Origin of the sequence: Pseudomonas sp. R28(2017), from assembly GCF_002112505.1 — a bacterium.
GTDB lineage: Bacteria > Pseudomonadota > Gammaproteobacteria > Pseudomonadales > Pseudomonadaceae > Aquipseudomonas.
On record NZ_NEHW01000002.1, the window covers coordinates 130,209 to 143,038 of the forward strand.

General features: G+C 57.6%; 14 protein-coding genes. 9 read left to right on the forward strand and 5 right to left on the reverse strand.

The annotated features are described in order from the left end of the window. The first annotated feature begins 17 nt into the window (after window positions 1-17). The 3 genes from CAF78_RS03360 to CAF78_RS03370 all read left to right on the forward strand — a co-directional run bounded on the left by CAF78_RS03360 (window position 18) and on the right by CAF78_RS03370 (window position 2,092). Window positions 18-587: a glycoside hydrolase family 19 protein gene (locus CAF78_RS03360; protein ID WP_085674762.1), complete on the forward strand. Its 570-nt coding sequence runs from the start codon at window positions 18-20 to the stop codon at window positions 585-587. After that, window positions 584-1,144 carry a lysis system i-spanin subunit Rz gene (locus CAF78_RS03365; protein WP_085674760.1) on the forward strand — a complete coding sequence of 187 codons (561 nt, stop codon included), beginning with the start codon at window positions 584-586 and terminating at the stop codon, window positions 1,142-1,144. The genes CAF78_RS03360 and CAF78_RS03365 overlap by 4 nt, the downstream gene beginning before the upstream one ends. Window positions 1,145-1,297: 153 nt before the next feature. After that, window positions 1,298-2,092: a DNA adenine methylase gene (locus tag CAF78_RS03370; RefSeq protein WP_085674758.1), complete on the forward strand. Its 795-nt coding sequence runs from the start codon at window positions 1,298-1,300 to the stop codon at window positions 2,090-2,092. Window positions 2,093-2,273: 181 nt separating this feature from the next. Here the strand turns inward: CAF78_RS03370 and CAF78_RS03375 are convergent, their stop codons facing one another. Then, on the reverse strand, window positions 2,274-4,310 hold the full coding sequence (locus CAF78_RS03375; RefSeq protein WP_085674756.1) for an acyltransferase family protein: 2,037 nt from the start codon (window positions 4,308-4,310) through the stop codon (window positions 2,274-2,276). Continuing rightward, complete coding sequence (locus tag CAF78_RS03380) at window positions 4,307-4,897, reverse strand: hypothetical protein (RefSeq protein WP_143515009.1); 591 nt, start codon at window positions 4,895-4,897, stop codon at window positions 4,307-4,309. The genes CAF78_RS03375 and CAF78_RS03380 overlap by 4 nt, the downstream gene beginning before the upstream one ends. 276 nt (window positions 4,898-5,173) lie before the next feature. Here CAF78_RS03380 and CAF78_RS03385 point away from each other — a divergent pair, with 276 nt between their 5' ends. Further along, a complete protein-coding gene (locus tag CAF78_RS03385) occupies window positions 5,174-6,346 on the forward strand; it encodes a hypothetical protein (RefSeq protein ID WP_085674752.1) in 1,173 nt (390 codons plus the stop codon). Between the two features lie 354 nt (window positions 6,347-6,700). Here the strand turns inward: CAF78_RS03385 and CAF78_RS03390 are convergent, their stop codons facing one another. From CAF78_RS03390 to CAF78_RS03395, 3 genes are all read right to left on the reverse strand, one after another. Continuing rightward, the gene (locus tag CAF78_RS03390; RefSeq protein ID WP_218189736.1) at window positions 6,701-7,114 is read right to left on the reverse strand and encodes a phosphatase PAP2 family protein; all 414 of its coding nucleotides are present in this window, start codon (window positions 7,112-7,114) and stop codon (window positions 6,701-6,703) included. A gap of 38 nt (window positions 7,115-7,152) precedes the next feature. Continuing rightward, entirely contained in the window at window positions 7,153-7,302 is a 150-nt protein-coding gene (locus CAF78_RS28635; RefSeq protein WP_218189737.1) for a hypothetical protein, read from the reverse strand. Between the two features lie 149 nt (window positions 7,303-7,451). Beyond that, window positions 7,452-9,209 carry a phosphoethanolamine transferase CptA gene (locus CAF78_RS03395; RefSeq protein WP_085674750.1) on the reverse strand — a complete coding sequence of 586 codons (1,758 nt, stop codon included), beginning with the start codon at window positions 9,207-9,209 and terminating at the stop codon, window positions 7,452-7,454. 448 nt (window positions 9,210-9,657) lie between these two features. Between CAF78_RS03395 and CAF78_RS03400 the strand changes: the two genes are divergently transcribed. The 5 genes from CAF78_RS03400 (at window position 9,658) to sfnG (ending at window position 12,798) form a co-directional block, all read left to right on the forward strand. After that, window positions 9,658-9,915 carry a hypothetical protein gene (locus tag CAF78_RS03400; protein WP_060508026.1) on the forward strand — a complete coding sequence of 86 codons (258 nt, stop codon included), beginning with the start codon at window positions 9,658-9,660 and terminating at the stop codon, window positions 9,913-9,915. A 191-nt stretch (window positions 9,916-10,106) separates the two neighbouring features. Beyond that, window positions 10,107-10,394, forward strand: coding sequence for a DUF3077 domain-containing protein (locus CAF78_RS03405; RefSeq protein ID WP_085674748.1), 288 nt, complete (start codon window positions 10,107-10,109; stop codon window positions 10,392-10,394). A 215-nt stretch (window positions 10,395-10,609) separates the two neighbouring features. Next, window positions 10,610-10,858, forward strand: coding sequence for a hypothetical protein (locus CAF78_RS03410; RefSeq protein WP_085674747.1), 249 nt, complete (start codon window positions 10,610-10,612; stop codon window positions 10,856-10,858). A gap of 53 nt (window positions 10,859-10,911) precedes the next feature. Beyond that, window positions 10,912-11,544: a hypothetical protein gene (locus CAF78_RS03415; protein WP_085674745.1), complete on the forward strand. Its 633-nt coding sequence runs from the start codon at window positions 10,912-10,914 to the stop codon at window positions 11,542-11,544. Between the two features lie 159 nt (window positions 11,545-11,703). Then, window positions 11,704-12,798 (forward strand): dimethylsulfone monooxygenase SfnG, encoded by a 1,095-nt coding sequence (gene sfnG / locus CAF78_RS03420; protein ID WP_085674743.1) that lies wholly within the window; start codon window positions 11,704-11,706, stop codon window positions 12,796-12,798. The last annotated feature ends 32 nt before the right edge of the window (window positions 12,799-12,830 follow it).

Consider the following 12,830-nt stretch of genomic DNA (forward strand, 5'->3'; position numbering starts at 1 on the left):
GATCACTGGAGAAACCTATGCCTATCAGCGAAAAACAGTTGCAGCAGATCCTTCCGAACGCCGGCCGCAAAGCCGGCGTTTTTGTTCCCGGCCTGAACGCGACCATGGGCAAATACGCCATCATCTCGCGCCTGCGCATGGCCGCGTTTCTTGCCCAGGTCGGGCATGAGTCGGGCCAGTTGCAGTACGTGCGCGAGCTCGGCAATGACAAGTACCTGTCGAAGTACGACACCGGCAGCCTGGCGCAGCGCTTGGGTAACACGGCCGAGGCAGATGGCGACGGCCAGCTGTACCGGGGCCGTGGGCTTATTCAAGTGACCGGACGCTACAACTACGAGGCCTGCAGTGAGGCCTTGTTCGGCGACAGCCGGCTGCTCAACACCCCTGAACTGCTCGAGCAGCCGGTTTATGCCGCGATGTCCGCCGGCTGGTTCTGGCAGAAGGAAGGGTTGAATGGCTTGGCGGACAAGATCGTCCACCCAGGTGACACCGTGTTCGAGAAGCTCACCAAGCGCATCAACGGTGGCCTCAACGGTTTGAAGGAGCGCCAAGAGATCTATGCCCGGGCGCTTGAGGTGCTGCAGTGAGCAGCTGGGTCACTCGCCTGATCGCCCTGGCGGCCCTGGTGCTCGCGTGTGCGGTCGGCGCCCGGGCAGCTTGGGTATGGCAGGCCAACACCTATGAGAAGCAGCTCGCTGTCCAGGCCGATGACTACGGCAAACAGCTGGCGGAGATGGATCGCGTGTACGGCCTTGAGCGCGAAGAGGCCGCCGCAGCGGCGCTCAATCAACTGGCAGAGCAGCAGGATGCACATCGCGCCCTGGAGGCTCGCCTGCAGGATCAGACCAAAACGCACTGGAAGGAAATGAACGATGCTCAACAAGCTCAGGCTCGTCTGCGTGACCGGCTTGCTACTGCTGATCTGCGGCTGTCAGTCATGGTCGATGCCGGAACCTTTGCCGCCCAGGGTTGTGACGGTGGGTTGCGAGAAGCCGCCAGCGCCGGAGGCATGGTACATGGAGCCTTACACGCCCAACTTGATTCTGCGCATGCTCAACGAATTGTCGCCATCACCGACGAAGGCGACCGGGGGCTGATCGCGCTGCAGGCCTGTCAGGCCTACGTCCGCGCAGTCACCCAGTAGTAAAGAGGCGAGCCGGGACGGATGCGTCAACATCCAGCCCGGCCCACCGAACCCGCAGACCCTTCCTGCAAGTCCAGCCGTGGCCCCTGCCTTGTGCACAAAGCGCGGCGAGCCTAGCACCTGTTTATCCATACAGTAAAGACTTGCATACTTATGACCTCTCCAATCATCCCCTGGATGGGTGGCAAACGCCGCCTGGCCGACCGCTTGATCCCTCTCTTTCCCCCTCATGAATGTTATGTCGAAGTCTTCGCTGGCGGCGCCGCGTTGTTCTTCATGCGTCCCCAGCCCGCCCCGGTGGAGGTGCTGAATGATCTCAACGGTGACCTGGTCACCCTCTACCGCGTTGTGCAGAACCACCTGGAAGAGTTCGTGCGCCAGTTCAAGTGGGCGCTCAGCTCTCGCCAGATTTTCGAGTGGCAGAAAATGACACGCCCCGAAACCCTGACCGATATTCAGCGCGCTGCCCGGTTCTTCTACCTGCAGCAGCACGCGTTCGGCGGCAAGGTCACGGGGCAGACGTTTGGTACCGCCACCACTGGGCCGGCCATAAACTTGCTGCGCATTGAGGAAAACCTGTCTGCCGCGTGGCAGCGTCTCGCTGGCACCTATGTCGAAAACCTGTCCTGGCTCGCCTGCGCCGAGCGTTATGATCGAGCGCATACCTTCTTCTACATGGACCCGCCTTACTGGCAGACCGCCGGCTACGGCGTGGACTTCCCGTTTGAGGAGTACGAACGCATGGCCGACTTCATGCGCCGGTGCAAGGGCAAGGTGATGGTCAGCATCAATGACCACCCAAACATCCGGCGCGCTTTCGCAGGCTTCAACTTCGAGTGCCTAGATATCCGCTACAGCAACATGAACCAGCGGCAGTGCAAGGCGGAGGTGACCGGCGAACTGGTGATCACGAACTGGGAACCGGCATCATTGGGTGGCTTGTTCTGAGCCCGTTGGGCTGCCTGAAATAGCCGGATGGATCGCAGCTGCGCCTCATAGGCCGGCTCGACCATCCGCGCCGCATAACTGTGACTATACAACCTCGCATCAAGCCGCCCTTGAAGAGTACAAGGACTCTTGACCTGATGATGATAGGGCGGCCGTTTTGTAACACCGCCCTAATGGAGAACTAGTTGTCAGAGACGAGCTTGCCAAAGGGGAATGTTGCAGTCTTCTCCCATTTGATCGCAAGATACTTTGCGCCTTCCACAGTAAAGTGGGTTTCGTCTTGGAACAGACGATATCCGTCGACTGACGTTACGCAATTCTCTTGCTCATCGCCGCAGAAGAATTCCGTGGGGATGACGGCGTGCACTCTCTCCCTAGTGGAAGCGACGCTTCGGACCACGTTGTTGGTAAATTCCTGTCGCTGCAGAATGGTTGCCTTGTCCAAAGACTTACACCGCTCAATTATTTGGCGCTCGTTAAGGATGTACCTTGGAACGTTGTCGCAACCGTCAAGTGACTTTCCAATGTTCGGCGACTGTGCAAACACAATCACTTGCCCGGCGCTCTTCAGCGCCGCGTCTACCGTGCTACCTAGTTTTTCCGCGAAGACCTTTCTGGAGGCTTCGATAGATTTCACTGGGTTAGCGGTGTCCACAATGTATTGCTGTGGCACTTTATATGGGCCGTATTGGCTCGGTTCTACGGCCCACGCCCATCGTGAGGAAATGATCACGTAGTCATACTTGGTCGTCTTTAGGTGGTTCTCCCAAGCATTGTTTTGTATCCGGCAACCTTCCTCGCGCGGATCGGGCGCTGCAAAGATGTGCGTCGTACCGAACAGTGGGTTGCACCCTACGTAGTACCAGAGCGTCACCTTGATATTGTGCTTTTTGCCGATGTAGTCGAACGCTCCACGAATGTGTGCGGCGTGGCTGTCACCGATAATAAGCGCGGTCTTAGCATCTTGATTTCTCGATCCGACATCCTGGGAATTTGCGTAAGTCGATATGAGCGAGTTGTGCCAGTCATCGCGGCGCAGATCGATTGCCTGGGTTACCTCCGACGACGCCTGCTTGTCAGAGGCGATACGCCATTCCCATCCGTTCTGCGAGTAAACCGCCACGCCGAAAGCCACCAGCAAGCTTGCTGGCGCCGCAAGGTATACAGCAAACCGCTTGTTGCTCACTGTAGGGCTAGCGCCACCTCGCACGCGCGGTGGTACCTCAATGTAGCGATACTGGGCCTGGGCAGTCGCCAAGGTAATTACACCCATCAAGACAATGTCCAAGGCGCTTGGCTGGGTGAAGATGTAGTAGTTGTAGAAGACGATGACAGGCCAGTGTGTCAGGTAGAGGGAGTATGAGCGCTCGCCAACCCACGTCATTGCCCGGTTTCTCAGCAGCCACCCAAGTCGCTTGGCACCGCCCGAGTAGATGACCAAGGCAGCCGCAGCACAGGGAAAAAGGGCTGTATATGAGGGGAAAGGCGTATTCTCGGTGAATGTCGCCATGCACCACGCGATCACCCCAAGCCCGGCCGCGAGTAGGATCTCATTCACTTGGTTGGGCAGGCGGTTCGCCGGCGCCCACACCAGCAATGCTCCAATCGCAAACTCATAGATCCGGAATGGCATGAGGAAGAACGGAGACGTTGGATCGAGACGGATCCAGGCCCAAGCGAAGTAGAGGCTGATGCAGCCCGAGATGAACAGCATCGCGGGAGCAACCCAGCGGCTGCGCGCTGATAGCAGAAACACCAGAGCTGCCGGCCACACCATGTAGAACTGTTCCTCAACGCTAAGCGTCCAGGTATGCAGCAGGGGCTTGGTCAGCGCAGATGAATCAAAGTACCCGCTCTCAAGCCAGAACCATATGTTGGAGGCCGAGAAGAGCGCAGCCACTGAAGAAGCGGCAGAGCTCTTGAAATGCTCACCAGAGAGAAGCAGGAACGAGACGATGAACGAAACGATGATCGTGCAGGCTGCCGCAGGAATAAGTCGTCTTACGCGTCTGATGTAGAAATTAGCGAAGCTAAATTTTTCTCTTTCTATCGCATCACGTATAAGGCCGGTGATTAAGAATCCTGATATAACAAAGAATACGTCAACGCCAACGAAGCCGCCCGGTATAAATGGCAAGCTCAGGTGGAAAAGGATAACTCCAAGAACGGCAATGGTTCGGAGTCCATCAATGTCTGGTCTGTACTTCAAGGCGCTCACATCAGTTCCCCAAGCTTTATCTTTGCCGCTTCTATTCCTGAGGCAGCTGACTCGTTAAGTAGTTGTCTGGCTGCAACTGGATCTCTATTTGGGTTGCTGTCGTCCAAGAGGATTTCTGCTAGATAGAACTTAGAGATGGGCACTTGTGCAAGTACTGGGCTTGTCAGGATTGTCGTTGCTTTCTCATGATTCTTTTGTATGAACCGCCCCATCTTATATTCGAGGGCTGCGCGGTTGGCTAGGATTAGATCATTTTTAATAATAAATCCCTGCTCCGCGATAAGAACAGCTAGTTTTTTGCTTTCTTTGTCTTTGCCGGAGTAAATGAAAGCGTTTGTCAGCTTCTGGGAAAACCCAATGTCTCTTGTTTCAATGATCGATCGGGCTAAATTTGATAGCTGGGAGTCACTGAAGCCAGCTATCTCTGCTCTCAAGAAGTCCGCAGCAAGCTCTGGTTTCTCTGGCGCGTCTTGTGCCAGTTCGTCCCATATGTTTTTTTTGTTCAATCGCCACTCACCTAAGGCGACGACCAGTGCAATCGCCAGCCCGGCAACTGCGATGACAAATAGGTTACTTCGTTTGGTCACTCTGGCCATCCCTTATGAGCCTGAATTGGGCGGTGCGAAAAAAATTGCGGGAATGTATCAGATTGCCATCATCCATGCAAGGCGCGTACACGGGCCGAAAAGGTTTATTGCGCAGATTGTGCGCCCATGGCTGGCAGCGCAAGGCTGCGTAAGGTTGGCGTAAGTGACACCATCGCGTATTGTCCGCACACAACCATTGCGGGAGGTACCAGGACAGCCTCGTTTTGCTAGCCTCCTTCAAATATTGATCTATATGTACAGTTCCAAGAGGAAAGAATGAAGCTGTTGATCTGTGGAGTTATAGCGCTGTTAGGATCGACGAGCGTCTTAGCTGAAAACGAAACTGAGGCGTCCATGATTGGCGACTCAGTTTTCATCCGCTCTTCATTTGGCACCAACCGTTACCTTGTGAGAAAGGTCGATCTAAAGGACTCGACCTTAGGCAATGAAGTGGTCAACTACGGTGGGGCTCGGATAGTTCCTACGAACGGTCAATTACCGTTCTCCCGCGGATTTCTCGTTTCGGCCGAGCGCGACGAGGCTGTTCCGCTTAAATTTAATGGTACCTATATAGGCGCTAACCATGGTGCCTTTTTCGGTGTGGCTTTGCCGGTCAGCTCAGCGGTGCACATCGGCAGTGAGTGGACGGATCAAGAGGGCGTAGCGTTTAGGGTCGTGTCTCTCGAAAAGGGCATAGCAACATTTATATCCAGTGAACAGGGGGCGTCAGGGGGCTGGAAATTCAAAACCGTAATTGATGGAGACCTGACCGAGGCTGGGGTGGGCTCAAAACTCTCTTCCAAGGGGCAGAGCAGGACCCAGATCTATCCGTCTGTGCGACGGGTTTCAATATCTGTTCGCTCCGACAAGCTTCAGTCGTTGGTGGAAGATTTCCAAGCAGTGAGCAAGGTTTCGGTCGACGAGGTTTACGACGTTCTCAGCCCAACCGAAGACAGACAAGTGATGGCGAGGGTTTCTGTAGCTTATGTCTTTCAGGGGAACGGAACGACCATTCAGACAACGGTGAGAGCGGTGCAGGATCTGCATGGGTTCTCACTGGCAGGCGCGCAGATATACCCTTTGAATGCCAGCGGTACAGATTTGCTGCAGCGGATTGAGTCTGGAGAGCAGCTTTCGTTATGGACTGCCATGGGGAAGGCGGGCGTAGCATTGCGTATACCCACCAAGGAGCACAGCGCTTCGCAACGGATCGAGATGGGGTCTTTCCAGTTCGGTCACAGTGCGGTAGTTCGGGGCGCTGCCCTTAATGGGAAGCCGCTGCCCCTCGTTGAGCGAATCGACGTGTCTGCTGTTCATAAGCAGTATCTGATGGCGGTAGAAGGGGGGGCTGGTGGGTTCAGCGGTGATTTGCGAGCCGGGGACGTCGTGACAGTGTCGGCCTACCGATCGTACTGGACTGGAAAAGAGCCCCCGGAGAGCTCTCTTTAGTGCTTTTCGTCTGCAGGTGAATTGGTTTTGGCTATTGCTTCGATGGTACAAAATTGGTACTTGAGATCTTAGCCTCTCCTGTATCCCTTAAAAGGCATGACCTTCAAGAAAAGTGGCGCCAATCCATCATGGGGCCACGCTGAAGCGGCGGGACGGCTCAGGCCTTGTGGTGCTTGGGTTCGTGGTCTGTTCTGGGGACATTGGGGTCTGGGGCATGATCGGAACAAGGAAAAAGGCCGATGGCGCGGTCAGTGACCTCGCGGATCGGCCTTCAGGAAAAGTTGCCCTAGTTTACCAAGAGTGGCTGGCGCGTGCCTGCCCACTGCCAGGATGGCGACGCAATGTCGGTTTGCCTCAGCCCCGCAGCCAGCCCGCTTTGATCGGCACCGCCATCAGGCTGCGGTAGCACCGTTCCGCCGAGTCAGTGACTGGCCGACCGATACGTCGCCAGATTGGAGAGAACCCTAAATATACGAAGAACGAAACAATCACCGATCCCACCATATCGAGCGGAAAGTGCACCCCCAGAAACATCCGCGCCCAGGCCACGCTCAAACCGGTCAACAAAATGACCACTCCCCACCCAGAAAAACCATCCAGCAGCAAGGTCAAGCCCATGCAGGCAAACACGGTTATATGATCGATAGGAAATGACGAATCCGACGCATGCAACATCCAGTTATGCCCCAGCCCGATCATGAACGGCCGTGGGTGCGGCCAAGCCGCCCAGATGACCTGATTGACGACCAGCGCAATCACCGTAATCAAGGTCGCCTTGAGTAGCAGCCTGCGTCCCCCACGGTGCCTCACAGCCAGAACCCCAGCATCAACACGGGTAGGAGAAAGATCAGACCCTTGGCAATGCCGATGGCGAGCAGGACCAGCCACTGCGGCGTATCACCGCCGCCGTTGATCAGCAGGAAGAGGGAGCGGTTGAGTGTTTCGAGTTCGCCCATGATGTGTGTCCCCGCCGTGCGTTCAGGCGCTGTTTCAACTTCAATTAAAGCCGCTTGCGTGCGTTGCACAGCGGCCGACAAGCAAAAAAGCCGATGGCGCGATCAGAGATATCGCCATCGGCTTTCAGACGTTTGTATCCGTCCGCGAGCTACTTCTGGTCGTTGGCCGCCGTCTGTTGAACCTGCTCCGCCTTATCCTGCGGCAACAGGTCGAACTCATGCAGCCCATCCTTGCGGTACGGGTCGCCGATCCAGCGAGGTGCCGCGGCAAACTGTGCGTTCACCAGGCTCTTGGCCGGTTCGTACTTGTCGTAACTCAAGCCTGCCAGGTCCGACAGCGTGTGAATCAGGTGCGAGCTGCTGTAGGAGCGGTTGGCCATCGACTGCAGGTCCCGTGGGTGCTCGGCCTGCCAGCTGGGTGAAGTCCACAGCAGGAACGGTACGGTGTACATCGGCCGGGTCGGTGCACCTTCGTTGCGGCCCAGGCGGTCGTGGTTGCCGGAGCTGTACACGTCTTCGCCATGGTCGGACAGGTACAGCAGGAAGCCGTTGGGCGTGGACGCCGAGTACTGCTTGATCAGGCTCGAAACCACGAAGTCGTTGTAGCGCACGGCGTTGTCGTAGAAGTTGTAGGTTTTCACCTGGTCATCGGTCAGCGCGGCCGGCGCACCCTTGCGGTCGGTGAAGTGCTGGTAGGCATCCGGGTACCGGTAGCGGTAGTCCATGTGCGTGCCCAGCAGGTGGACGATGATGAACTTCTTAGGCGCCGGGTCCTTCAGGGCCTTCTCGAACGGTGGCAGCACCACTTCGTCGTACTGGCTGGCGTTCTGGTTGCGCTGGTTGTTCAGGTACACCTGCTCGTCCGTCTGCTGCGAGAAGGTGGTGAGCATGGTGTTGCGCTTGGTCATGGTCTGCTGGTTGGTGATCCAGAAGGTCTTGTAGCCCGCCTGTTTCATCAGGTTCATCAGCGACGGCTGGGTGAGGAAGCGGTCGGGGTGTTCTTCGTCGCCGAACGTCAGAATCTGCTGCATCACCTCGATGGTGTAGGGGCGCGGGGTGACCACGTTCTGGAACACGGTCAGGCTCTTGTCGGCGGCGGCCAGGGCGTCCAGGTTGGGGGTGGTGTCGCGGTTGTAGCCGTACAGGTGCATGTGCTCGCGGGTGGTCGACTCACCGAGCACCAGCACCAGGGTGCGCGGGGCTTCGCCGCTGCTGTCCTGGAGGTTCTGCAGGGGGGGCAGGGCGGCGTTCTGGGCCAGCAGGTTCTGCATGTTGTTCAGCTGTTGCAGGTACTGGCGGTAGCCGACCACCAGTTGCCAGGGCACGGCAGGTTCCATGCGTTGCTGCACCTTTTCTGCCGCATCGGCGAAGTTGCGTTCCTGGGTGACCATCTGCTTGTAGAACGGCAGCACCAGGTTGGCGAGCAGCAACAGCACCGCCACCGGGACACGGCTGCGCAGGCTGAGGGTGACCGGGCGGATGCGAGTCCACAGCAGTACCGCGCCCACGGTGTATGCCACCAGGCCGAGCATCAGGCCAATGCTGAAGTACTGGCTGAAATACTCGCCCGCTTCGGCGGTGTTCGACTCGAACATCACGAAGATGACGCTTTGCGAGAACTCCTGATGGTAGATGCCGAAGTAGCTTAAACCCACTAGCGAAGCCGCCCACAACACCACGCCGATGACGGCGGCGAGGGTGCGGGTGAGGCGTGGCAGCAGCAGCACCGGGACGAGCCACAGGGTGCTGAGGAACAGGGCGTCGCGGAAACCGGCGAAACCGGTGGTGCCACTGAACAGCAGAAGGGCCTGGGTGACGCCGGAGAAGTACCAGAAGAACAGCAGGAGCCAGCCCAGGCCGGCCCAGTCCACGCGCTTGGGCGCGGATGGGGATGCGGTGTTTGCCACGTGTGCCTCGTAGAACCATGGCGGCAGCCCAAAAAGGGGGATGCCGGAAAGGCTGAGACGCTAGAGGGCGGAACGTGAAAATTGCGTTAACGAATTATCTAAAAAGTCTTAACAAATCATTACGGTGGGGTGGTTCCTACAAATCAAGAAACAGATTTTTCCTCTGGCTTGTAGGACGCGTCTGAATCAGTCTTTGGGGCATTGCGGTGGGAAACTGAGCTCCCTAGGCTGGCAGTGCCGTTGCAAATTCAACGGCCGGGTCTGCAAGCCCGTCGATGCCTCAGAAAATACATGCTCACCGTGTTCAATGGTGGCTGCGTGCGGGTGACCTTATGGTCAGCCGGGTTTTCTCGAGGCTCCGGTCTTGCAGGCCCGTATGCAGCCGCCACCCATTTCTCTGCAAGTGATGGGCAGTGGTCTTCTCTCACAACGCCTTGAGATATAAACCATGCTCAAAATAGTTCCCGACCCACCCTTTACTCCCGATGCATCCCACTACCTCGAAGACACCCTGGTCGAGGCCACCGAATACCTGCTCTGCGGCCTGGCCGTGGCTCAGCAGGCCGTCACCACGCTGCCGAAGTCACCTGCCACCGTCATGACCCTGTCGATGATTCATGAGATGGAGGCCGTGCGCACGTTGCTGGAGTCGGCGATTGCGCAGGTGCAGTTGAAGCGGCCTCGGCAGGTGCACACGCTGCATTGAGGCGCTGGCCCATTCGGCCGATGGCTCGGATAGATGTGGTGCCTGGGCCATCGCATTTGCGGGTAAACCCGCTCCCACAGGGATCGCGCAAGGTCTGAATTCTCCGCAAGGCTCAGGTCCGACAGAGTAGTTGTGGGAGCGGGTTCACCCGCGAAGAGGCCATCAGCCCCAGCAAATAAAGAGGATTGTGAATGGACAAGGAATTTTCCGAAGCAACCAGCAAGCTTGGCGTCACCGTCGGCTCGGCCACCTGCCTGGAAGGCGTGGCCAAAGGCAAACGCCTGTTCCGCGTAGAACCCGGCAACTGCTGCGACCACGCCATGGCGCAGGCCTCGGTACTGATGGACTGCTCGCGCCGCGCCTCTTTCATTGGTGTGATGGACGACGAACCCGCGCTGGTCTGGGCCTCGCATTACCTGTGCGAGATGGCCAAGGCGTTGATGGACGATGCGCACTTGGGGCTGCTCAAGAACCACTGAAGCAACGTGATAGCGGCTTCGACATATTGTGCATAACCGTGAAAGCGACGGTTACATTGCAGCGCGCCGTCGCTCGATCAAAGCGCCCATAGTTCATCCGGTATTCCGGATTCACTTCACTGCTTGGCCGAGGTGCCGTTGGTCGCTTCGGATTACCTGAGGGTGGTATCGATCCGGGTTTTGTACGATGATTTTCGTATTGGCAGGGATGAGCGATGGAAATTGGCTTCAGGAAGGCCAGGCGGGCAGTGATTGCTGCTCTTGAATCAGGCAACTATCTGCATGTTTCCCGTGGTGATATCGAAGTGAAAAACCTGCTGGCATCAGGGGCCGTTTCTGCCAGTGAGGTTGCCGACATCATCCGTTCCTGCAAGGGGGCGCACTACAGCAGCAGCCCTCACCACAGCGTCGCCGCTATCGAAGTCCATGTGATCAAGCGGCTGGGGTGGTACATCAAGTTCTAATTCATCGAGCCAGACACCTGGTTCATCAGTGTTCACCAATGAGTAACCCGATCATGAAGATCCTGTTCGAAGGGGAGGCCGGCAAGGCACTTTGTGAGCATTGCCAGGCAGTGGTGCAAACCCACTACGCCCGCCGGGACGTACCGTTCAGTGATGGCCAGGGTGTCGCCAAGGATATTCTTGTGGGCGTATGCAACCAGTGCGATACCGTAGTGGCCATTCCCCCGCAGTCAACGCCTGCCATTCGGGAGGCCCGCAAGCAACAACTGAAATCCATCGAAGCGCGTTTGCCCGCCGTTTACCTCGATGTGCTGGATGCTGCCATGCATGCGGTCAGTTGCGAGGCTGGGGCAAATCTGCGCAAGCTGTTTCTCGCCCACTACTTCCAGCTGTTGGTGCAGAGCCACCAGAGTGACCAGTTGCAGCCTGCGCATGAAGCTTTCATCCAGAGTCTGGAGCAGCATTGGCGCGAACGTGGGTTGGCGCCTTCCACTTCGACCCGGCGTCTGTCGATGAAGGTTAACCCGTATATGGCAGAAGACTTCATGGCACTGCAGCAGCAGACCCACATGAATCAGACCGAGTTACTCAAGTCGGTCATCGCGCGGATTCAAGCGGATGTACTGGAGGTGAGAGATCAAAAGGTAATCCATACCTTGCAGCATTTGGCTCGGCTAGCGGTGTAGATGTTGGCTGGCGGACAGTGTTTCAGCAGCTTGCCTTGCTGGAGGCAGGCAACTCTCCCAAACCTTTTCGTCATCTCGTTGAACTTGAAGCACTTTCTGCCCTGGCACGGTTGCTGCTCCGTTCCCTGGACTTTCTCAAGTCCTGCCAAGGAGCCCCCCATGAGCCAGCAACCGATCAAATTCGCCTACTGGGTCCCCAACGTCAGTGGTGGCCTGGTGGTCAGCACCATCGAGCAGCGCACCAGCTGGGACATCGGCTACAACCGCAAGCTGGCGCAGATCGCCGAGCGGGCCGGTTTCGACTACGCCCTCTCGCAGATCCGCTTCACGGCCGGCTACGGTGCCGACAATCAGCACGAATCGGTCACCATCAGCCATGCGCTGCTGGCAGCCACCGAGAAGCTCAAGGTCATTGCCGCCATTCTGCCGGGCCCGTGGAACCCGGCGCTGGCGGCCAAGCAGCTGGCGAGCATCGACCAGTTCACTAATGGCCGTGTCGCCATCAACGTGGTCTCGGGCTGGTTCAAGGGCGAATTCCATGCCATTGGTGAGCCGTGGCTGGACCATGACGAACGCTATCGCCGCTCCGAAGAATTCATCCGGGCGCTGAAGGGCATCTGGACCGAAGACAACTTCACCTTCAACGGCGACTTCTATCGCTTTCGCAACTACAACCTCAAGCCCAAGCCGCTGCAGCAGCCGCACCCGGAAATCTTCCAGGGCGGCAGTTCGCGGGCGGCGCGGGACATGGCGGCGCGGGTGTCGGACTGGTACTTCACCAACGGCAATACGGTTGAAGGGATCAAGGCGCAGGTCGACGACATCCGCGCCAAGGCCGCTGCCAATGGGCATTCGGTGAAGATCGGGGTCAATGCCTTCATCATCGCTCGCGATACCGAGGAACAGGCCCGGGCGGTGTTGCAGGAGATCATCGACAAGGCCAACCCCGAGGCGGTGCGGGCTTTCGGGCATGAAGTGAAACATGCAGGCTCCGCCAGCCCGGAAGGCGAGGGCAACTGGGCCAAGTCCAGCTTCGAGGACCTGGTGCAGTACAACGACGGATTCAAGACCAACCTGATCGGCACGCCACGGCAGATTGCCGAGCGCATCGTGGCATTGAAGGCGGTGGGGGTGGACCTGATTCTGTCCGGGTTCCTGCATTTCCAGGAGGAGGTGGCGTACTTCGGCGAACAGGTGTTGCCATTGGTGAGGGCGCTGGAGGCAGAGACGGCAGAGCAGCAGGCTGTCGCCTGACCTGCTTCCTACTCTGGCGGACGTCGCCGGCA

Excerpts from the sequence above, each read along its gene's own strand:
- CAF78_RS03410 (WP_085674747.1), top strand. The coding sequence starts at position 10,610 with ATGGAAATTGGCTTCAGGAAGGCCAGGCGGGCAGTGATTGCTGCTCTT.
- CAF78_RS03360 (WP_085674762.1), top strand. The coding sequence starts at position 18 with ATGCCTATCAGCGAAAAACAGTTGCAGCAGATCCTTCCGAACGCCGGC.
- CAF78_RS03415 (WP_085674745.1), top strand. The coding sequence starts at position 10,912 with ATGAAGATCCTGTTCGAAGGGGAGGCCGGCAAGGCACTTTGTGAGCAT.
- CAF78_RS03370 (WP_085674758.1), top strand. The coding sequence starts at position 1,298 with ATGACCTCTCCAATCATCCCCTGGATGGGTGGCAAACGCCGCCTGGCC.
- CAF78_RS03400 (WP_060508026.1), top strand. The coding sequence starts at position 9,658 with ATGCTCAAAATAGTTCCCGACCCACCCTTTACTCCCGATGCATCCCAC.
- CAF78_RS03405 (WP_085674748.1), top strand. The coding sequence starts at position 10,107 with ATGGACAAGGAATTTTCCGAAGCAACCAGCAAGCTTGGCGTCACCGTC.
- CAF78_RS03385 (WP_085674752.1), top strand. The coding sequence starts at position 5,174 with ATGAAGCTGTTGATCTGTGGAGTTATAGCGCTGTTAGGATCGACGAGC.
- CAF78_RS28635 (WP_218189737.1), bottom strand. The coding sequence starts at position 7,302 with ATGGGCGAACTCGAAACACTCAACCGCTCCCTCTTCCTGCTGATCAAC.
- sfnG (WP_085674743.1), top strand. The coding sequence starts at position 11,704 with ATGAGCCAGCAACCGATCAAATTCGCCTACTGGGTCCCCAACGTCAGT.